Source organism: Microcoleus sp. BM001215392, from assembly GCF_036700185.1.
Classification (GTDB): domain Bacteria; phylum Cyanobacteriota; class Cyanobacteriia; order Cyanobacteriales; family Microcoleaceae; genus Microcoleus.
In genome coordinates this window covers 1-20,036 of record NZ_JAUBOJ010000028.1, presented here as the reverse complement: position 1 = coordinate 20,036, position 20,036 = coordinate 1, and the positions used below count along the sequence as shown (strand labels likewise).

Annotated in this window: 15 protein-coding genes and 1 tRNA gene; 9 read left to right on the top strand and 7 right to left on the bottom strand. The window is 47.7% G+C overall.

Annotated features, from left to right (window positions below):
• Window positions 1-21 precede the first annotated feature (21 nt).
• The 7 genes from QT974_RS05490 (at window position 22) to QT974_RS05460 (ending at window position 9,273) form a co-directional block, all read left to right on the top strand.
• On the top strand, window positions 22-933 hold the full coding sequence (locus QT974_RS05490) for a PilN domain-containing protein (RefSeq protein ID WP_333467514.1): 912 nt from the start codon (window positions 22-24) through the stop codon (window positions 931-933).
• The gene (locus tag QT974_RS05485) at window positions 930-1,754 is read left to right on the top strand and encodes a pilus assembly protein PilO (RefSeq protein WP_333467513.1); all 825 of its coding nucleotides are present in this window, start codon (window positions 930-932) and stop codon (window positions 1,752-1,754) included. The genes QT974_RS05490 and QT974_RS05485 overlap by 4 nt, the downstream gene beginning before the upstream one ends.
• 444 nt (window positions 1,755-2,198) lie before the next feature.
• Window positions 2,199-4,625 carry an AMIN domain-containing protein gene (locus QT974_RS05480; protein ID WP_333467512.1) on the top strand — a complete coding sequence of 809 codons (2,427 nt, stop codon included), beginning with the start codon at window positions 2,199-2,201 and terminating at the stop codon, window positions 4,623-4,625.
• A 788-nt stretch (window positions 4,626-5,413) separates the two neighbouring features.
• Window positions 5,414-5,731 (top strand): HU family DNA-binding protein, encoded by a 318-nt coding sequence (locus QT974_RS05475; RefSeq protein WP_333467511.1) that lies wholly within the window; start codon window positions 5,414-5,416, stop codon window positions 5,729-5,731.
• A gap of 15 nt (window positions 5,732-5,746) precedes the next feature.
• Complete coding sequence (gene cobD / locus QT974_RS05470) at window positions 5,747-6,895, top strand: threonine-phosphate decarboxylase CobD (RefSeq protein ID WP_333467510.1); 1,149 nt, start codon at window positions 5,747-5,749, stop codon at window positions 6,893-6,895.
• Between the two features lie 245 nt (window positions 6,896-7,140).
• Window positions 7,141-8,604, top strand: coding sequence for a dihydrolipoyl dehydrogenase family protein (locus tag QT974_RS05465; protein WP_333467509.1), 1,464 nt, complete (start codon window positions 7,141-7,143; stop codon window positions 8,602-8,604).
• 267 nt (window positions 8,605-8,871) lie between these two features.
• Window positions 8,872-9,273: a hypothetical protein gene (locus tag QT974_RS05460; RefSeq protein ID WP_333467508.1), complete on the top strand. Its 402-nt coding sequence runs from the start codon at window positions 8,872-8,874 to the stop codon at window positions 9,271-9,273.
• Window positions 9,274-9,579: 306 nt separating this feature from the next.
• Here QT974_RS05460 and QT974_RS05455 read toward each other — a convergent pair whose 3' ends face one another.
• From QT974_RS05455 to QT974_RS05425, 7 genes are all read right to left on the bottom strand, one after another.
• Window positions 9,580-10,986, bottom strand: a complete 1,407-nt coding sequence (locus QT974_RS05455; protein WP_333467507.1) for an ABC transporter substrate-binding protein — start codon at window positions 10,984-10,986, stop codon at window positions 9,580-9,582.
• 605 nt (window positions 10,987-11,591) lie between these two features.
• A tRNA-Ser gene (locus tag QT974_RS05450) sits at window positions 11,592-11,676 on the bottom strand.
• 60 nt (window positions 11,677-11,736) lie between these two features.
• Window positions 11,737-14,370: a ComEC/Rec2 family competence protein gene (locus QT974_RS05445; protein ID WP_333467506.1), complete on the bottom strand. Its 2,634-nt coding sequence runs from the start codon at window positions 14,368-14,370 to the stop codon at window positions 11,737-11,739.
• A 387-nt stretch (window positions 14,371-14,757) separates the two neighbouring features.
• Window positions 14,758-15,237 carry a DUF4079 domain-containing protein gene (locus tag QT974_RS05440; RefSeq protein ID WP_293126011.1) on the bottom strand — a complete coding sequence of 160 codons (480 nt, stop codon included), beginning with the start codon at window positions 15,235-15,237 and terminating at the stop codon, window positions 14,758-14,760.
• 1,000 nt (window positions 15,238-16,237) lie between these two features.
• The gene (locus QT974_RS05435; protein WP_333467505.1) at window positions 16,238-16,582 is read right to left on the bottom strand and encodes a DUF1815 family protein; all 345 of its coding nucleotides are present in this window, start codon (window positions 16,580-16,582) and stop codon (window positions 16,238-16,240) included.
• Window positions 16,583-16,899: 317 nt separating this feature from the next.
• Complete coding sequence (gene radC / locus QT974_RS05430; RefSeq protein ID WP_333467504.1) at window positions 16,900-17,631, bottom strand: RadC family protein; 732 nt, start codon at window positions 17,629-17,631, stop codon at window positions 16,900-16,902.
• A gap of 237 nt (window positions 17,632-17,868) precedes the next feature.
• Window positions 17,869-18,108 carry a hypothetical protein gene (locus QT974_RS05425; RefSeq protein ID WP_333467503.1) on the bottom strand — a complete coding sequence of 80 codons (240 nt, stop codon included), beginning with the start codon at window positions 18,106-18,108 and terminating at the stop codon, window positions 17,869-17,871.
• 238 nt (window positions 18,109-18,346) lie between these two features.
• Here QT974_RS05425 and QT974_RS05420 point away from each other — a divergent pair, with 238 nt between their 5' ends.
• The gene (locus tag QT974_RS05420; RefSeq protein ID WP_333467502.1) at window positions 18,347-19,363 is read left to right on the top strand and encodes a succinate dehydrogenase/fumarate reductase iron-sulfur subunit; all 1,017 of its coding nucleotides are present in this window, start codon (window positions 18,347-18,349) and stop codon (window positions 19,361-19,363) included.
• 83 nt (window positions 19,364-19,446) lie between these two features.
• Complete coding sequence (locus QT974_RS05415; protein WP_333467501.1) at window positions 19,447-19,638, top strand: chlorophyll a/b-binding protein; 192 nt, start codon at window positions 19,447-19,449, stop codon at window positions 19,636-19,638.
• Window positions 19,639-20,036 lie beyond the last annotated feature (398 nt).

The following is a 20,036-nucleotide window of genomic DNA, read 5'->3' as shown; positions in this document are numbered from 1 at the left end:
GCTATAAAATCGAGTGAAGCCATGTACAGCCTAGATATTAATTTTCTCAACGACCGTCCCGACTACAAACCCGCCGCCGCCAAAAACTCACCCAAAAGAAGGGAGGGCCAAGCCAAAGACCAACTCCCCCTAATTGGAGCACTGCTGTTTGCCTTCGGCCTCAACGCCGCAGTCATGGGCGCTTGGTGGTGGGCGACCAACGAAAATAGTGGCTTAGCCACAGAACAAGCAAACATCGACCAAGAACTGGCAAAGTTAAGCACTCAAGCCAACGTCATCAAAGCCATCAACACCGAAACCGACAAAGTTACTGCCGAATACCAAGCATTAGCCGGAGTATTCGACCAAATTAAACCTTGGTCGGCGATGCTGCAAGACGTGAGCGCCCGCACTCCCGCCGGAGTCCAAATTGCCAAAATCGAGCAAATCGACCCCACTCCCTCCCCCGTTGCAGCACCACCCCCTCCACCTGCTGCAACTCCCGCCGCGTCTCCAGGGGCGAGTCCGTCTCCGGGGGCGAGTCCCTCCCCAGCGAGCCCTACCCCAGTCGCTGCTCCCCCCCCAGCCGCGCCCCAAACCGCAAAAGTACAAATTTCCGGCATCGCCAGTACCTTTGCTCAAGTTAACGACTTTATGCTGCTAGTCCAGCGCTCTCCTTTCTTCCTCAACACCGATACCAAACTGGTAGCGGCGACACTAAAAAACAACCCCGCACAATTACAAGTGCGCAACCAAAATGCAGCAGCAGCCGCAGAACTTCCAAAACTGCGGCCGGTAGTGGAATATAAAATTGAAACAACGCTCAGTCCGACAGGGGCCTCGGAGCTGCTCCCGGAACTGCGGAGCAAGCAAGCAGACGGCTTGGCCATACGCATAGAAACACTTCAAGAAAAAGGAGTGCTACCAGCAAAAGGAGATGTGAAAAAACCATGACAGCATCAAATGAGTTTATTCCCAGCGGGGGACAAGCAGAAGAGGCAGGGACTCAGGAAATATTTGGCATTAAGCTGACACCCCAAGTCCAAGCCATAGGTATCGCAGTTCTCGGCCTGGGAATTGCAGGGTACCTCGGCTCCCAGTTCGTACTGCCAGAATTCCAAAGAGGCAGCGAAATCAAGCAAAAAATTACCGCAAGCAAGCAAACGCAACTGCAATTGCAAGCTCAAATTCAGAAAAAGGCAGAAGCAGAAGCCAAGCAAGAAGAAGCTAAACAGCGCCGGGCTAACGTAACGGCAATGTTTGCCAGCGACGCCAGCGCTACCACGCTGCTGCTTGACATGACTCAACTGGTGAACAGAATCAACGCCGGCGTGCAAAGTGACGACCTCAAGGCTAAAATTACTAAATTTGAACCGGATCTCGGGCCAGCAGGAGCCGCACCTGTCCCGGGAGCTCCCGACCCGGACATTCTCAGCGATTCGTCCTTCGGGCCGTCCCTAGCTGGCAAGCTCAGACGCAAAAAATTCAAGGTAGAGTTTGAAGGCAATTTCGCTCAAACCCGCAATTTTATGCGCAACTTGGAGTTGATGCAGTCGCTGTTGGTAGTGAGGAATTTGAAATCAGAATTGCTAACATCAACTCAGTCAATTGAAGTAGATTTTCTGAAAGGCAAAATAATCCCTGTGGATCAGCCGCAAACAAAAATTAAAACAGCTTTTGAATTGCACGCGCTGCTGCCGTTAAAGCAAGAAGAAAAACCGCCAACTCCGGCTCCGACTCCGGCTCCGACTCCGGCTCCGACTCCGGCTAAGTAGCGGGTTTTGGCGGATATTAGGTATGGTTTTCAAGTCGCTGCTTCAGCAGAATTTCATTCAGTTGAAAGTTGACAGTTGAAAGTTGACAGTTGGCTCCCCCCAGCTCTGTCGAAGAGTTGATTGATTTAGGGCGACATCTACCTGGAATGAAGAGGATTGGAGTAATCAATAGTCTTCGTTAAATTTCTCGGTACAAGGGAGATGCTTTAAACCAATTATTTCTGGTAAAGCTCGAAGATTGAAAATTCAAGGGTAAAATTCAAAATAATATGAATGCCAGAAAAATAATTGTCGATCTGGCTATCTAAAATTAGAATTTATGCCAATAGCTTTCTAACTTCTTCATTGCCCAAAAAAAGCTGAATGGGGGAATATTTCAGTCAGTAAAAAATGCTGACAAAAAACGGCGAATCACGAATAAAAAAGTGTAATTGAGGAGAGAATGTGAAACAGCATCTACGTTTAAGTGGAGGACTCTTGTGCAGCGTTGCCGGAGTTCTAGTCGCCCAAGCGCCAGTCTCGGCCGCACCGACTCAAGTCACAGGAGTGCAGGTAAGTCAAGCCAAGAATGGCGTAAGTATTGTCCTAGCTACCGAAAAGGGCGATCGCCCGCAAGTTTTCGCCATCAACAACGGCAATACCTACCAAGCCACAATTACCAACACCCAGCTCCGCCTGCGCCAAGGCAACAGCTTCCGGCAAGATAACCCAGCTCCCGGCATTTCTTCGGTAGAAATCACCCAGGTAGAAGCCAACAGCATCCGCGTGGTGGTGGCAGGCACCACAGGAGTTCCCAGCGGACAAGTTGTCCCCGGACAAGGCCAAAGCATCGTCCTCAGCGTTGCCGGACAGGGCGGCACAGTGCAGTCAACCCAAGCTGCACAGCCGAGTTTGCCCGCCCTCAACCAAGCCCAAGCAGTACCCCCGCCGCCTCCGGGACTGCCACTGAGCCCATCAACTCCTCGACCGGCCCCGCAAATGGGCACCTCACAAACTCCGGGGGTACTGCTGCCAAATCCCCAAGTTACTGTTACTAGGGACGATCGCCCGCCGCTCCCCAGCGAAATACAATCTCAGAACAATCAAGCTCCGCCGTTCCAGCCGCGGGCTGTAGCGCCGCCCTTGGGAGATATCGCCGTATCTAACATCGCTCCTGCTGGGGCAAGTATCGAACTGAGCTCCGGAGAACGCATCCCCCGCTTGGTGCTGCGCGATGCTCCAGTCCGCGACGTGTTAGCTCTGCTAGCCCGGGCTGCGGGATTGAACATTGCTTTTACAGGCGGTGGAGCCCCCGGTCAACCGGGCCAGCCGGCGCCCGCTCCGGGAGCAGCAGGAGCTGCCGATGAAGGGCCGAAAATTTCCTTGGACATCGAAAATGAGTCGGTGCAAGATGTTTTCAACTACGTGCTGCGGATTAGCGGGCTGCAAGCCAACCGCGTCGGGCGCACGATTTTTGTCGGGACTAATTTGCCTCTGGACTCGCGCAACATAATTGTTCGGACTTTGCGGCTCAATCAAGTTCGATCGACCGATGCAGCAAACTTTTTGAGCGCTCAAGGTGCGGAAACTCAACTCCCGATTACTCGGGTAACTATTCAAACCGTGGGCCAGGGAAATGCCGCGCGGGATGTAGAAATTCGGGAACCGGATATTAAGGCAATTGGCGCTAGGGACGGCAACGGGCCGCTGTTGCTGAGGGGACTGTCGGTGCTGGCAGATTCTCGGCTCAATTCCATCACTTTGGTGGGCGACCCGCGCAAAGTTGATATTGCCGTAGCTTTCTTGAGTCAGCTCGATCTGCGCCGCCGTCAAGTGGCTGTCAACGTCAAGGTGATCGATGTCAACTTGTTGGGAAACAACAGAAGCAGCAGCAGTTTCTCTTTCGGCCTTAATAACAATTTCTTTGTCAATGATGGGGGAGTAGCAAGTCTCAATTTTGGTGGCATCAATCCTCCAACAAGGCAGTTTGGCGACACGGGCGGCATCAATGGCCGGCCGATTGTCCCCAACCCGATACCAAGCGCCACAACTCCTTTCTACGATCCGAGGGGCAATTTAATCAACGTCCCCCTCACAGGAAATGGTGGCGGGTTGTTCGTCCAGCCGATCGCCCCAATTACTAATGACCCTACGCGAGTCGGGATTAGCGATTACACCCCGTTTAACCCTACAACCCCAAATTCTTTCGGAACTGCTACTTTCGCCCTGTTCCCGTTCTTCCAGTATCCCAGGAGGTTCCTGTCAGCGTTGCAGGCAACGATTCAAAGCCAGAACGCCAAAATCCTCACCGATCCGACTCTGGTGGTTCAAGAAGGAGAAACGGCGAATGTAAATATTACTGACGAAGTGATCAGTAACGTCACGTCGCAAACGCAGACTACCGGAAATACCAGTACCACAACAGTAACTGCGGTTAAGGATCGGGCAGGTTTGCAGTTGGGAGTGGCAGTTGACCGGGTTGACGATAATGGCTTTGTCTCTCTGCGGGTGAACCCGATTATCAGAACACCGGGCAACGAGCAAGCGTTGTCCACGGGCGCGAATATAAATACTATCAGGCTGCTGGGCGAGCGCTCTTTGCAATCCGGGCTGATTCGCCTGCGGGACGGTCAGACTTTGATTGTTTCGGGGATTATCCGCGACGAAGAACGGGTTACCGCTAACAAGATTCCGATTTTGGGAGATTTGCCGATTATCGGTTCGCTGTTCAGGAGAACCGATAAGACCAACCAGCGGGCGGAGTTGATTGTGTTGCTGACTCCGCAGATTTTGGATGATACCGATCGATCGAACTTTGGCTACCAAAACAACATCAGTCCCGACGCCCGCCAACTGTTGCAACGCAGTCAGCCCGTCCAACCGAGACAGTAGTCAGTTGTCTGTGGGCTGTGGGCTGTGGGCTGTTGACGGTTGGCTGTTGACGGTTGTCAGTCCGACAGCCCGATAGTCCGATAGTCCGACAGTCCGACAGTCCGACAGTCCGGCAGTCCGACAGTCCGACAGTCCGGCAGTCCGACAGTCCGGCAGTCCGACAGTCCGACAGGGACTGAAGTCCCTGTCTCAAAGCGAAAGTCCTCTAAAAGAGGACTAAAGAACTCATTAGTCATCTGCAAGAAAACTAGAAATGACTCTTTCAGTCGGCGATCGACGACTTCTGCTCTCTCGACAGGGGTTTCAACCCCTGGCGGCCTTCGGGAGCATGAAACAGCCCTGCCACACGGGTGGAAAAAAACAGGAAACAGAAAAATTTTTTCCTTTAACCCTTGACAAATTACATTTTATTCCTTCTATTTCTGTTTTTTCCCTCATTTCAAATCCACTCCCGGCGAGAAATCTTGTCTCTTAGGTGGTATTTTTTTACCTAATTTGGGGATTAATTCTAAAAAGTTGGCAAGTTCCATATAAATTAAAGGTTCCACCGATCCATAACGGTCGGCAAGACTTTAGAATAATGCAGTGAAAATTAGATGCTGTGGGGTTTTCAGCAATTAGAAACAAAAATTCCTTTTCTGACCAATTATCCTAGGGTAATTGGTATTCAGCAGGAGTTCTTAATTGGGAAGCGGGCTGGAGCAATAGGTAAGTACCGAAATCTCCAAACCCAAACTCCAATACAGTTGATAACTCACAGCTAATAGTTGAACTCAGTTTGACGTATTTTGCAAACCCAGAAGGAGTGCGCAATGAACAAAGGTGAATTGGTTGATGTAGTGGCTGAAAAGGCTAGTGTCACTAAAAAACAGGCAGATGCCGTGTTAAGTGCAGCCTTGGAAGCAATCATGGAAGCTGTCTCTGACGGCGACAAGGTGACGCTGGTCGGTTTTGGCTCGTTTGAGTCGCGGGAACGCAAAGCCCGTGAGGGTCGCAATCCCAAAACTGGCGACAAGATGGAAATCCCGGCAACCAGAGTTCCTGCATTTTCCGCAGGCAAGTTGTTCAAGGACAGAGTTGCACCGCCGAAAGAACCCAAAATTTAATTGGTGAACTGAGTCTTGGTTAGACCTGTACACGGTGGGAATTTAGCTTGGGCAGCCGCATTGGCTGGCTGTCCTGCTTCTGCTATTCTCGATTTTTCGGCCAGTATCAGTCCTTTGGGCCCTCCTGAGTCGGCCCTGGCTGCGATTCAAGCTCATTTGAGCAGTCTCACTGCTTACCCAGACCCGGATTATGGAGAGCTGAGGACTGCTTTGGGTGAGGCTTTGAATGTTGACCCGGATTGGATTTTGCCGGGGAATGGTTCGGCGGAATTGTTGACTTGGGCGGCTCTTGATTTGTCGAAGCTGGAGGCGACTTATTTGGTTACTCCGGCTTTTGGCGATTACTGGCGGGCTCTGAAGGCTTTCGGTGCACAGGTGCTGGATTGTCCTTTGGAGCTTCAATCTTTGAATGCGGAGCTTTTAAACGAGTTAGTAACGGATGATTTGTCAGTTTCTAACCGTTTGTTTGTCTCTCCTTCTCTGGAGATCCCGGTTCCTGTCGCTCTCGGTGCCGATCGAGGTTTGCTACTAAACAACCCTCACAATCCTACGGGTTTGCTGTTCGGTAGGGAGGCGATTCGGCCTTATTGCGAGGAGTTGGCTTTGGTGGTGGTAGATGAGGCCTTTATGGACTTTCTACCGCCCGCCCAGCAGCAAAGTTCGATCGCTGCTGTTGAGGAGTTTCAGAATTTGGTGATTTTACGATCGCTCACCAAATTCTATTCTCTGCCGGGACTGCGGATGGGATGTGCGATCGCCCGTCCCGATATCCTCCGCCGTTGGCAGTTGCTGCGCGATCCTTGGCCTGTAAATGCCTTGGCTGCCGCAGCAGCGGCTGCTGTGGTGCGAGATGCTGCTTTTGAACGGCAAACTTGGGATTGGCTGCCTGTGGCTCGCCGAGAGCTGTTTGAGGGTTTGGCTGATTTGCCGGGTTTGCAACCTTTTCCAGGGGCGGCTAATTTTTTGTTAGTTGAGTCCTCGGTGTCGGTGACTGCAATTCAAAAAAGTCTGTTGCAACAACACCGGATTTTGATTCGAGATTGTTTGAGTTTTCCTGAGTTGGGCGATCGATATTTTCGAGTAGCCGTGCGCGAGAGGGCGGACAATCTGTGCCTCATTGCTGGACTTGCTGAAGTTATTAGTCTGTTGACTGTTGACTGTTGACTGTTGACCGCTGACTGTTGACAACAACTAATATCAATTCCGGCTACACTCTTTAGGATAGAGGAAACTGCACGTGCCGTGTCCCTACACCAGATTAACCGTAGGGATACGGCACGTGCAGTCTCCTGATTTAGGATAATATTAATTCCGATGCTACCGGATTTGATATAACCAATAACAACTAACTAATAACAACTAACTAATAACAATTAACTAATAACAATTAACAACTGACTTCTTTATTTATGCTTGATTATGATTTAGTGATTATTGGTGGCACTCCAGCCGGACGTTATGCTGCTTTGACAGCAACTAATTTCCCGGCTCGCGTTGCTTTGGTTGAGCCGCTCAACAATTCCCAAGATTTGCCGAGCGGGGGGAAAGAGTCGATCGACTTTGGTTTGAGATACACCCAAACTTTGAGGGAGGCTGCTCATTTTGCTCATCAGATCCGTCGCCCACATTTGGGGGTTAGTTGGGGAGTCAGCCCGATCGAATTACGGTTTGACGGGGTGCAAAAGTGGGCTGACGGTGTTGTTGCTAATTTGTCAGAAATTGACGATTTCGCCGTTTTGGCCGCTCGCGGGGTTGATATTATTTTTGGTGGCTGCGAGTTTGTTGCTAAACCGAATTTGGCTTTGATTGTGGGCGACAGAAAATTGCGATCGCGCTGTTATTTGCTAGCTTGTCCAACAATGGCTGCAATTCCCAATATTGAAGGACTTTCGTCTGCTGGCTTTTATACTTCGGAAACTGTCGGCGAATTAGCAAAACTCCCACAGTTACCTAAAAGTTTGGTGACAATCGGTGGCGATCCTAGCGGTGTCGAAATCGCTCAAACTTTTTCTCGATTAGGGGTGGCTGTGACACTTGTGGTCAAGGGGTCGCATATTTTGACGAAAGAAGACCGAGAGGCTGCTGGCTTGGTTCAAGCTGCAATGGAAGCCGAAGGAGTGCGGATTTTGACTGCTACTGAGGTGAGTCAAGCTCGGGTAATTGAAGGTAAAAAGTGGATTCAAGCTGGGCCAAGGGCGATCGAAGCTGAGGAGATTTTTCTCGCTGCGGGCCGCCAGCATAATTTTGCATCGTTAAATCTGGAAGCGGCTAGGGTTAAATTTAGCGATCGCGGGTTGATTTTAAATGAAAAGCTGCAAACAACTAATTCGCGCATTTATGCTTGTGGTGATGTTGCTGGCGGTTATTCGTTCCCTCAAATTGCTAATTCCGAAGCTGCGATTGCTGTGAAAAATGCTTTGTTTTTGCCACTGTTTCAAATAGATTATCGCGGGATTCCTTGGGCGATTTTTTCTGACCCGCAGTTGGCGAGGGTTGGCTTGACTGAAGCGCAAGCAAGACGACGTTTTGGAGATGATTTGATTGTTTGTCGGGAATATTTTAAGAATGTTGAAAGACCTCATATGTGCGGGGAGATGACTGGTTTTTGTAAGATGGTCGGGCGCCGCAATGGGGAGATTTTGGGAGCGAGTATTGTGGGGCCGCAAGCTGCTGAGTTGATTCATTCGATCGCCCTGGCTGTGCGTCACGGAATGAAGGTTGAGGCGATCGCCGAACTTCCTTATATTTGGTCGAGTTTTTCGGCAATTAACGGTCAAACTGCTGCTGTTTGGGAGTCGCAGCGCTTCGGCAGCAATACTTTTAAGCAGAATTTATGGGAGAATTTGTTTTACTGGCGCAGGTATTGGAATTGATAGTTTTGGGCATGGGGCATTGGGCATTGGGCATTGGGCATTGGGGCGCGGGTAGTCAGAAACCGGGTTTTTTGGGAGAATGCTTTGTTATGGCGTGCAAATTGGGAAAAAAACCCGGTTTCTGAATGATTAAACCGCAGAGGCCGCAGAGAGCGCAGAGGAAGAGAAGAGAGAAAAGCCCTTGATTTAGTGGCCGATTATGAATATGATAATCAATATCACAACTTGAAATACAGTGGAGATACACTACTACCCGAGGTTTGATTCATGGATTGCAAAACTGCTACTTTAGTTTACGAAACAGGAAATCCCCTGGAAAATATTCGCAAGATGTTTCCAGAAGCTTGGCAATTTTTGACCGCTCAGTCTGTGGATTTTGTGGCTCTTAAGGATGATGCTTTTGATGCGGAGATTAAAAAGTCGATCGGCAAAACACCTTTTGGGTTCAGAATTACTCACCGCGATGATACCGAACAATTGACAAAGGATATCTCTGAACTCTTGGGCGATATTACTTCTCGCTTACTTTTAGAACAGCATTTTTCTCAAGTTGTCGGTCGTCCTCTTTATTTCAGCACAATTTGCTGTTCTAGTCACCTGACAGCCGATCGCGAATTGACGTTAGATGAAGTTTTGCCAATTCAGCGGGCTGCTGTTAAGTTGCAATAGCAGTTAGACATTAGTCATTCGTAGCTGTAGGGTGCGGATACATCGACAATCATCAAAAAAGAGGGACAATCTCATAGATCCGCACCTGTTACATCCCAGAATCATCTAAGCAAACCCAAAATTTTTGTTTTAGCAGGCTTTTTTTTAGACGGTATAAGGTGAGTCGCCACTCGAAAAGTTGAGGGAATGCGAGAGATTTTTAATGAATCCACACCCTACGCAGACTAGCGAACTGCAAAGATCCCAATGTTTAGAAGAGAAGCAGAATAGTTCAATTTGTGACATACTCGCTCTTGTGTACCCCAATTACGGCAGCGCCACAAACCTGTAATCGTTACCTTGGAGTTTAACCTGTACTAAAACTGGTTTACCCGATCGATCGCCCGTTGGCAAAAACCTCACATCTTCACTCGCACCAATCGCCGAAAAATTCTGATTCTTGAGTGCTTGTTTCAATCCTTCCCGGGTATTGCTTTTCTGCAAACCGACGATGATAGCTTGAGTCGCGTCAAAACTCGTGGCGGTGCGCCAATTCACTGCGCCTCCCCACCGCTGACTCGCATTCTTAGAAAATGGGTTATTGGGATTGGTGTCAGGATGCCACGGAACGGGCAAAACCAGCCCGTCAACGTCTTTCTGCCCATTTTTTACCGTATCAAATGTGTACATCGTAGTGCTGCCGTAGAGTGGTAATTTGCCTTGATTAGCCTTGGCTAGGTCGATCGCGCGATCGATGCGATCGATATGAGGCGCTATCATTAACGCTTGTGCCCCTTTGCTGCCAGCATCAGCAACGCTAGCGCTAGAGTTAAAAGTCGGCGTTGAAAAGTCACAAACCGTAGGCACTACCTTGCCACCCAAAGCTGAAAACGACGCTACAAATTCATCCTTAAACGATACATTATCGGGAGCTTGAGAGTCATAGCAGATAGCAACATTAGTTTTGCCAGCTTTCTTAACCATATATTCTGCCAAAGGAGCCGCCATCGATTGAATCGCAGGCACTGTCCTAAAAATGTAGCTACCAAAACCTGATAAACTGTTAGCAAAGCTAGTTGGTGTCACCATCACCAATTTTTTTTCTTGATAGGTAGGAGCAGCAGCTACAGAAGCATTGCTAGCATTGTGTCCGACGACAGCTAAAATTTTCGGGTCATTTACGAATCCGGTTGCAACTTCTTTAGCAATATCTGGACTGTTGTCATCATTCGCAATCAAAACTTGCAAAGGTGAGCCATTAATGCCTCCTCTAGAATTAGCTTCCTCTTGAGCTTGGGCTACTCCTCGAAGAATTTCTTGCGCTACATTCGGGTTAGTTCCAATGGGAACGCTGACGGCTATTTTGAGAGGATTATCATTATTTACTTTGGCATTGTTCAAATAAATGACTGTTTCTGGATCGTTGCGATTTTGTTGCAGCGATGCCTGAAAACCTGTGATAGCTTCTTTATAATTGCCCTCAGCAAAGGCTTTAACACCTGCTTGTTTTCCTGCTGTAGTTTGCGACTGCACCAAGATTTTTTCTCCCAAACTGAGGCGAATATTACCAGAACCGGATGGAGGTGTAGATGTAGATGTAGATGTAGATGTATATGTAGATGAAGTTTGGCTATTAAATAAGCTGGGAATAAACTTGAATGCGCCAATGGCAATCAAAGCAAATGCAATAAAAACAATTGGTGGCGGGCTTTTTCTTTTTGTAGGATCTTGCATGATTAGTTCTCCTGAGTTCAATATTGTTTTGACGCTTTGATTTTGGGTTAGTATTCCCTAAGAAAGTGGAGTAAATCGGCTATTTTGTCCTGGGAATACTCCGGTTGTCAACCTATAGAAATATTTAGTATCTTTGATTGCGATAGACTTTTATGGTAGTTGCTCCGTGATTCCCGAAGCTGATATACAGATTATGAATCAAAGCTTGTTTAAAGTCAATTCATAAATTCATTAGATGAACTCATAAAAGTCATATTATTGAGTTCATAAAAGTCATATTTTTGTAGATTAATTATTGTAGGGAACCCAGTGCGAACCTTGCCGCAGTAGCGCGTTAAACCACATTTTTGTCCAAGACTATAATTATTCCGCAATGCTGTGTATGCGGAAATATAGTAGTTGAGCGATATTTTTCAACATAAATAGGTGGACGCACCCTAGGTTGAAATTTGGGTTAGTTATATTAGTTTATGGGGAAATATAGCAGTTACGCGATCGACCTTTTCCCAAATAAACAAGGTAGGCTAAATCTCAGCTTGCCTAAAACACTAAGTGCACACCCTAGGTTAATAAGGTGTGCGCTTAGGACTTGGCGCTATTACGTACGGAGAGGGTGGGATTTGAACCCACGTTAGGTCGCCCTAAAGTAGTTTTCGAGACTACCGCATTCAACCACTCTGCCACCTCTCCAATTGACTTGAGATGCGAGCTAAAGGTATCTTACCGCACAGTGTGCCACATTGTAAATCCTTAGAGAAAAGAAGTTTGATTTTCTTCTGATTCCAGAGTCGTCTTAAATCCCCCTGCTGGCGTCCACTGGAGGGCTCCGTCGCGCCCAGTCCAAAAAATCTGGGTTTTGGTTTGACCCAGTAGGGCTGCGGTTTCTGGGTCGATTTCGTCGGCAGAGGCGATCGCCACTTGGGGCCCCGCTGCGCCCAATAACTCGGCTGTGAGGGGTTTTCCCGACCACCACAGCACCTGAGCCGGCTTCAATGTTCCCGTTGCTGCTAATTTTTTTTGGGCTTCCGGTGTCATCTCACCGAGGAGCAACCAAGTTCTATCGCCCGCAACCAATTCTACTACCGGAATCTCTGAATTGACTAACTGCAACCGCGCCGATCCCAGATTAACTGTACTGTTTGTTTCTAAGGGAAAGTAAACACCTTGGCGAGATTCCACCGCCGTCATAAATTCTCGATCGCTGCCGCGGTGAATTTGTTTAGGATCGTTATTATCATAAAACTTTTGAATTGGCAAGCGTTCTAGTAATTTTCCCCAACCGCCGCTCAAACCTAAATGGCCGTGAGTGGCGATCGCAAAATTCACAGAATTAACTCCTTGCTGCTGCAAAAAAGGCAACACTGTAAATCTCACAGTATTTTCATCACCAGTATTAATTAGCGCCACTTTTTCCCGATCTTGAATTACCAAAACTGGTTCATCAGATGTTGTCGCTAGCAAAGTAACTTGAAACAAAGATGATTTAACGTGCCAAGCTGGCAAAACTACGATCCCAATTCCCGCCATCAGCGCCAGCGGTAAAATCCAAGCCCCAGAAAAACTCGGCAGCGAAATAACTCTGCTTTTCCCTTTCTTCCCTCTCCCCTTTTCTTGATTCTTCCCTTTTCCTAATTCCTGTTTCCCTCTTCTCCCTTCCTGTTTCCCTTTTCCCTCGGACTTTTTCCTTCTATCCGCTATATCCCGTACAGAATCCGTTGCCGAACTTCCTCCCAGCCAAACCCAGCAGATTAAACTGTAAAGCGCGATTAGCTGAAACACTGATACTTCGCCGACAGCTACCGAATTACCGGGCAATTGCGAGAAATATTGAGCGATCGCGATTAACCCCTTTGCCGGATATTCCAGAAATTGCGCTAACACACTGCCAGCGGGCGGAAAAATCAATCCCCCTAAAGCGCTAACCATTCCGCCAATACTCAAAATCCACAACAAAGGAGCCGCAATAATATTGACTAAAATACTGTAAGGTGATACTACGCTAAAAACGTAAAGTAGCAGCGGCAGCACCCAAACAGAAGCGGCGATCGGAACCACCAGAATTGAAGCGATCGCCGGAGGCATCCAATCCAACTTTGCCATCAGCGGCGGCGCTGTCACCACTAATCCCAAAGTCGCCAAAAAACTCAGTTGAAAACCTAAATCCCAAATCCATAAAGGATTAACGAGCAGTAAAATAGTAGCAGCAATTAACAGCAATCCCAGCGGCTTAACTTCGCGACTTAGTATCAAAGCAAATAGTGTGCCAAATCCCATCAAAGCGGCGCGGCAGATTGAAGCTTCAAAGCCTGTTAATCCCACCAGTAAAAATAAAGCAGCGAGACCAAAACCAAATTGTAATTGTTTGGAAAAACGCCTGGTTAAAGCTAAAACTAAACCCAAAACCATCGAGACTTGAGTGCCGGAAGCTGCGATCGCGTGGGCTAGTCCAGCTTGCACAAAAGAGTCGCGGATGTTGTAGGGTAAATCAACAGCTTGTTTGCCTAGGGCGATCGCACTTATCAACGACCCTTCGGGAATATTCAACTGCGATAGTTGCGATCGCACGATCCGCATCCGCATCGCTTGAATTGGCGACGGCTGCATCCCGGTTGACTCCCAGAAAGCAGCCGTTTTGCTGTTAAGTCGATTGACATCCGCGATCGCACTTTCTCTCTTCCAGTCAATCTGACGCCCTTTGAGCCCTGCAAAAGCTCCTTCTCGGGCGAGATATCCTCGAAAATCAAAAGCCCCCGGATTCGACGGCGGCTGCGGTTTGTACAACGATCCCACAACTGCGATCGTATTGTCAGCGTACAAACCCGTAGCTTGCAACACCGGCACTGTCACGTAGAGTTTGCCGGATACTGTGCGGTTGACGACTACTTCTCCTTGACTACCGTTGATTTCGCTAACTACATCTGTGTCCAGCCAAAATTGCGATCGGCCGCTGCGAGTTAATCGAGGCGTACTGGCAAGCCTACCGCGAACTGTCACCGCTACTTCTTGAGTGTTTCCGCCAACTGGAATCAACTTACTGATGTCATTGATTGCCGGTTGGGGCGATCGGACTGCCAAATAAACGCTAGCTAGAAATGCTACCAAACCTGCCACAGCCCACACCCATTGTGCTCTCGGCAGCATTTCCAGCAAACTCAATTTTTCCTTCGTCTCTAAGAATTCTTCCAGAGCATTTTCTTTGCTTCTGCTGCGTCTTTTCTTAGTAGTTTTTAAAGAATTTCTCGTATACTTTAACAACAATTTAGGCGTAGCGACTGCGACGGCTATTCCCAAAGCAAGTATCCCGTATCTACCCCAAGACACCCCTGTAGAAATTAATCCCAAAATGTAGGCAATACAGAAAATGACACCCGTTGTTTGATTCATTAATTAGAAGTATGGAAGAAGTCATCAGTCATCAGTCATCAATTATCAGTCATTAGGCAGAATGAAATGAATAGAATCAATCGTTTCCGCAGTTTAATAACATCGTGACTGTCTTGGTAGTTAGTAAAATTAGCAATTTTTGCGATCGCAAATATAGTTTATTTTACTTTTTCCAAACGTACAGATTCAGATGAAAACCAGATATTTCGCTGTGATTCTTCCCCTCCATTCCCCTAAATTATCCTAAAAAATGGGAGTAGGAGTTGACTTTAAGCGCTCCACTCCTGCTGCTTCTGCAATAGACACTTTCCGTCTCTTGTCCCCCCTTTTTTTAGGTGAGTTAGGGGGGAGCGGAACTCATCTGAGCGACAAAAGACTGGTACTACCTTAAATAGACAGACCTAATTTTAAACCGAAAGCCGCGTGCAGCACCATAAGCGCTAGGGCAGTCGTGCCCAAATAAGCATGAACCGCGCGCAGTGCCAGCTTATTGCCTCCAAAACCAGTCAGTGAAATCAAGCTACCAGCAGCCAGCAAAACCAGCACTCCCGATCCCGTCCAAAAGTGCGGGCTTTCCATCACAGGCTTGTGCTGCATTACCAGCGACAGCAAGCCACCAGTGTAGCCCAAAGCTAGAAATAGAAACATCCACGGTGCTAGCTTGCGGTGATCTGCTCGACTTTTGAGGGCAACATCCTTATCGGCAGCCAAACGTCCCTGCCATCCGGTATATCCCACGAAACTGCCCATTGCTACCACCACGATCCCCATCATTACAGGATGTCCCCAATGGGTAATCGGCTCGGGAATTCCCAGACTGCGAAATTGACTGGCGATGGGTTCTAGAAGTTCGCTTACATTTACCATTTGATTTTGATTCCCAGCTTGGCGATAAAATTTTTTGGACTAATTATTAAAATATTATAAAATTCTGAGTATGGCAACTGCGATCGCCCACTTCAAACAACAATTTAACCAAACTGCAACCGCGCCAGAGGGTTAACAGGTTCTTAATTGCTGAAAAATGAACTCTTAGATTGCTTCATCCTTCATCGTGATGACTGATGATTCTTTGACTTCGCTCGGGAAGCAAAGCTGATGACTGACGACGGCAGGACTTTTGCTATAAACCCAGACATGATGCAGAAGCTTAGATTTAGACAAAACTTAGCCGGCTAAAGCCGGCTGTGAGATTTTTACAGCAGTCATGCTGCTTGAAGTTAATTGTGAGCCTTATCAGCTAAATCGAAAAGCAAAAATATAAGCAATTCGCCCGCACGTCACACCCCGGGGCGGCTTTTCGCCCAATCTTCACAGCCTCATCCTCACTCGGGATGTTAAATTTTACTTGCCTGCTCAAAGTTAATTTCAAGGCCTTGACTTTGGAAGGTCAAAGTGAGAAATTAACATCGCAGGCGACGAACATTAGCACTTCTATGTTTTGCGAATTGCTCTTAAGGAAGAATCAACTTCTGCCAAAAAAACTAGAGGTTCCAAGTTTGACAGTTCCTGCATCAAGCACGCAGATACCTTTAATCCTCAAAAATCTGGCTGATGCCGGAGTTTTCCGTTTTTAGCACAATCTGAAATGAAAGTCTCATGTCAGATGTGGAAGTATCTGTCACAGCCTTTAACAGAATGTTAAAAGCGCCATTGAGAGCGCGCTATACATAGCGTGACTGTGGGCCCTGGCAGACTTCGATCGACTCAGGCCGAAACTGAGTGTTTGAAAGCACCCCGATAGCACCCTTGTCTGTTGAGCTGCCATCGCTATGCAGCTTGTACCTCTCAACTAACTCGCTGCGGATTCGGTTGTAGCAAGCAAACACGGAATTCGCGCTTTGCTTTCCTCCGAACCGTGCCATCGCTAAACTCGCTGCGCCGCCGCCAAAGTAGCTTCCGAAGGTTGGATGTGGTACTTTACGAGATTCGCTAGTTCTTGTAACTGACTAATCGCTTCTGCACCTTCTAGTTTCATCAGTTCGCGGTCGTCCCGCATCTCAGTCCAAGTGATACCGTAATCTGACACTAAAAATCGAATCAGATGGTTGTCCGTCAAACTGACCATAAATGAGGCACTGTTCATCTGACCCCCGCAAGTGTAGCAGGATGCCAAATAACCCCGACGCTCTAGCACGATCGCCAAAGCTTGGAGGTTCATTACCAAATCTTGGACGAATTTACGGTGTTGTTCTGCAAGTCTCAGAAACACAGTTATCCTCCTATCACCACACCGTGTATTTTACACCCAATTTAATAATTTCTTAAGCATTGGGCTTTTAGGTGCTGGTTCAGTATACGTTTAGTATGCTCAAAAAAAATCGAATTAGCGACCTCTTCAGCCTACTTATACTAGATTAACCGAGTTGCGATCGAAACTAAGTATCAGCAGCGACATTCAGCCACAACACTTTGTCGCGCGGGACTCCAGGCTAAAAATTCCCCTGCTGTGACGGCGGATTCAGCCTTCACACAGCCCAAATATACAAATAACTAATGATAGCAATGGATATAGTTAAGTATAAAAGTTCAATCGCCCTGGGGATACTCCTCCCAAAGCGTTGTAGTCTGCCGCAAGCTCCGAAAATCGCCATTTCCCAAAATCAAGTGATCCAGCAGCGGAATCGACAACAACTGCGCTCCCGCCAACAACTGCCGCGTCAAAGAAATATCCTCCGGGCTAGGTTCCAGATTTCCGGAGGGGTGATTGTGCGAGATAATTGCCCGCGTCGCCCCGAGGCGGATCACCTCCCGAAAAATATCCCTGGGATGAGCTAAAGTTTCGGTAGCTGTGCCGATCGTAATTACCTGAGTTCCCAGCAGCCGATTTTTGACATCCAACAGCACCACAGCAAAACGTTCCTGAGACTGCCACATCAAATCCTGACTCAGAGCATCCGCAGCCGCTTGCGGAGAGTCAACCACAGCCATATCCGGCGGGCGCGACTGAAACACCCGCTTCCCCAACTCCACCGCAGCCAAAATCGAAGTAGCCTTGGCTGGGCCGATGCCGTGAATCTGGGTCAACTCCTGCACGCTAATGCTGCGAAGTACGCCCAGAGGGTCGCGCTGGTGCAAGCTCAACTGATTTAAAATATACTGTCCGAGTCCGACGGCAGAGAGTTTACCTGGGCCCTGACCGGTACCCAGCAGAATAGCAATCAATTCCGCAGTCGCCAAACTTTTCGGGCCGCCCGCCATCAGCCGTTCCCGCGGCCGTTCGCTACTGGGCAAATCGACAATTCTCAAGCTGTAAGTCATAGATGCACCCGCACCGCAAGCTCAACAATTACATAATTTTAGCCGATCGATCCTGCCTGTTGAAATCAGTACGATCGCCTAAAACAGCTAAATTATTAACCGAGGCTGTTGGCGCGTCCAAATCTCAAACAACGTTTCGATTTTCGATCGAGCCGATCGCCCGGAGCTGCCTCTAACAGGTAAAATTGCTCGTAACTGTGCCATTAGAGCCTCTTAGCGCTAGCAGCACCCCCTGCTTCACCGCCAAGATGCGATTGCCCTAAATTCTGGCGATTCTGTGGAGGTCCGCAGCGAGGAAACAGGCTGCCGCTGCTTAGGTGCTACCAAGCCAACCGATACAAACGAAGCCACCATCAAGACACCGTAAACAGCGACAGATAGCTTGCGAGTTGCCAGTCCCACCCATTGAGGATTAACCAAACCCAGACAAAATGCTGGCGTTGAAAACATGAAAGTTAAAACAAACAAGCTGGACATCAGGCACCTCCGAGTCGCGAACTGCACCGATCGATTACTTGTTTATCCAATTATGAGCTCAAAAATCCGCTGAAAAAAGTTACGATTGATGATTTATAACTTAAGGATTATTGATATTTATAAAACAATAATCAAGCTGCTCAAATCTCATGCTTTAGCTAGTTGTTAAAAAATAAATGTCTTTTTATGTCAACCTAAAATCTAGCTTAAAATAGAAACTAAATTCTTTACTCAAAATATGCAAGTCCGCTTTAACGTAGTCCGCCAAAATCAAAACGAAGCTCCCCGCGTTCACGCTTACACGCTAGAGGTGGATGAGAGCAATACTATCTTAGACTGTCTCAACAGTATCAAGTGGGAACACGACGGTACTTTAGCTTTTCGCAAAAATTGCCGCAATACAATTTGCGGCAGTTGTTCGATGCGAATTAACGGACGCTCCGCCTTAGCTTGCAAAGAAAATGTCGGTAGCGAACTCGCAAGATTGGCAAAAATAGCGAGTTTTAGCTCAGCAGAACAGCCTGCCGATTTCATCCCAGAAATTACCGTGGCTCCCATGGGAAATATGCCAGTAATTAAAGATTTGGTGGTTGACATGACCAGTTTTTGGGATAACCTAGAAGCTGTTGAACCCTATGTTAGCACCGCCTCGCGAGCAATTCCCGAACGCGAATTTCTGCAAACTCCCGAAGAGCGATCGAAACTCGACCAAACCGGCAACTGCATCCTTTGCGGCGCGTGCTATTCTGAGTGCAACGCCCGGGAAGTTAATCCGGAATTTGTCGGCCCCCACGCCCTCGCCAAAGCTTACCGCACGATCGCCGATTCCCGCGACAGCCAAACCGAAAATCGGCTGGAAAAGTACAACGAAGGAACCGCAGGCGTCTGGGGATGCACTCGCTGTTACTACTGCAACTCGGTTTGTCCGATGGAAGTGGCGCCAATGGATCAAATTGGTAAGATTAAACAGGAGATTCTAGATCGCAAAGACGACCAAGCCAGCCGATCGATCCGCCATCGCAAAGTCTTGATCGAGCTCGTCAAAGAAGGCGGCTGGATAGACGAGCGCAAATTCGGCATCGAAGTAGTCGGAAACTACTTTCGCGACGTTCAAGGTTTGCTGAGTCTGGGCCCGTTGGGTTTGAGAATGCTCGCTCGCGGCAAATTCCCGCTGTTTTTTGAGCCTTCTGAAGGTACCGAAACTGTGCGGAATCTGATCGAATCGGTGCAAACTTTAGAAAAGTCGGCAGATTAGCGATCGGCGGTCATTTCCCTTGTAAATTACAAATTGTGCGCAAAGCTTCCCCAAAATCCTTACTCAAAACTCAAAACATTTAAATGACTGCTAAAACACCTCAATCACCAAAACCGACAACTCCAAATACCCCACAATCAGCAGAACCAGCCTTTGGCTGGAATGCCTACGCCGAAAGAATTAACGGACGATTTGCCATGGTGGGATTCGTGGGACTTTTGCTGCTAGAATTTTTCACCCGCCAGGATTTTTTTACCTGGCTGGGCCTGCGTTAAATTGACATGAAAAAGGTTTGTAGTCAGGAATGCGAGTCCGAGCAAAACAACTATTTGCATTGTTCGCTACAAACCTTTTTATTGCGGCAAGACGTTCGATTTAAATTCTGATTTCAAAACAATTATTCTGATTGTTTTATAAACTATTTACTGGTTCAACGCTACTCTCAAATTTGCTAAAATCTTGAATAATTGTTAGTGTATCCGTATCCTAAAAATACACATTCCTAGATTTAACTAATCAGCGGTGTCATTAGTTCGATAAAAATTAAATCATCTTTACCAAAAAAGTTTTTATTAAAAAATAGACAATCATAGCAACTGCTTTATCGACAAGGACGCGATCGGGTGCATCTGGTTTTTGAAGCCTGAAGAAGCATGACCGCATATAAGTTATT

Bases quoted from the DNA above. Each gene is read 5' to 3' on its own strand.
- QT974_RS05420 (WP_333467502.1), top strand. From the start codon at position 18,347: ATGCAAGTCCGCTTTAACGTAGTCCGCCAAAATCAAAACGAAGCTCCC.
- QT974_RS05455 (WP_333467507.1), bottom strand. From the start codon at position 10,986: ATGCAAGATCCTACAAAAAGAAAAAGCCCGCCACCAATTGTTTTTATT.
- QT974_RS05440 (WP_293126011.1), bottom strand. From the start codon at position 15,237: ATGGTAAATGTAAGCGAACTTCTAGAACCCATCGCCAGTCAATTTCGC.
- QT974_RS05485 (WP_333467513.1), top strand. From the start codon at position 930: ATGACAGCATCAAATGAGTTTATTCCCAGCGGGGGACAAGCAGAAGAG.
- QT974_RS05415 (WP_333467501.1), top strand. From the start codon at position 19,447: ATGACTGCTAAAACACCTCAATCACCAAAACCGACAACTCCAAATACC.
- QT974_RS05465 (WP_333467509.1), top strand. From the start codon at position 7,141: ATGCTTGATTATGATTTAGTGATTATTGGTGGCACTCCAGCCGGACGT.
- QT974_RS05445 (WP_333467506.1), bottom strand. From the start codon at position 14,370: ATGAATCAAACAACGGGTGTCATTTTCTGTATTGCCTACATTTTGGGA.
- QT974_RS05425 (WP_333467503.1), bottom strand. From the start codon at position 18,108: ATGTCCAGCTTGTTTGTTTTAACTTTCATGTTTTCAACGCCAGCATTT.
- QT974_RS05490 (WP_333467514.1), top strand. From the start codon at position 22: ATGTACAGCCTAGATATTAATTTTCTCAACGACCGTCCCGACTACAAA.
- radC (WP_333467504.1), bottom strand. From the start codon at position 17,631: ATGACTTACAGCTTGAGAATTGTCGATTTGCCCAGTAGCGAACGGCCG.
- QT974_RS05460 (WP_333467508.1), top strand. From the start codon at position 8,872: ATGGATTGCAAAACTGCTACTTTAGTTTACGAAACAGGAAATCCCCTG.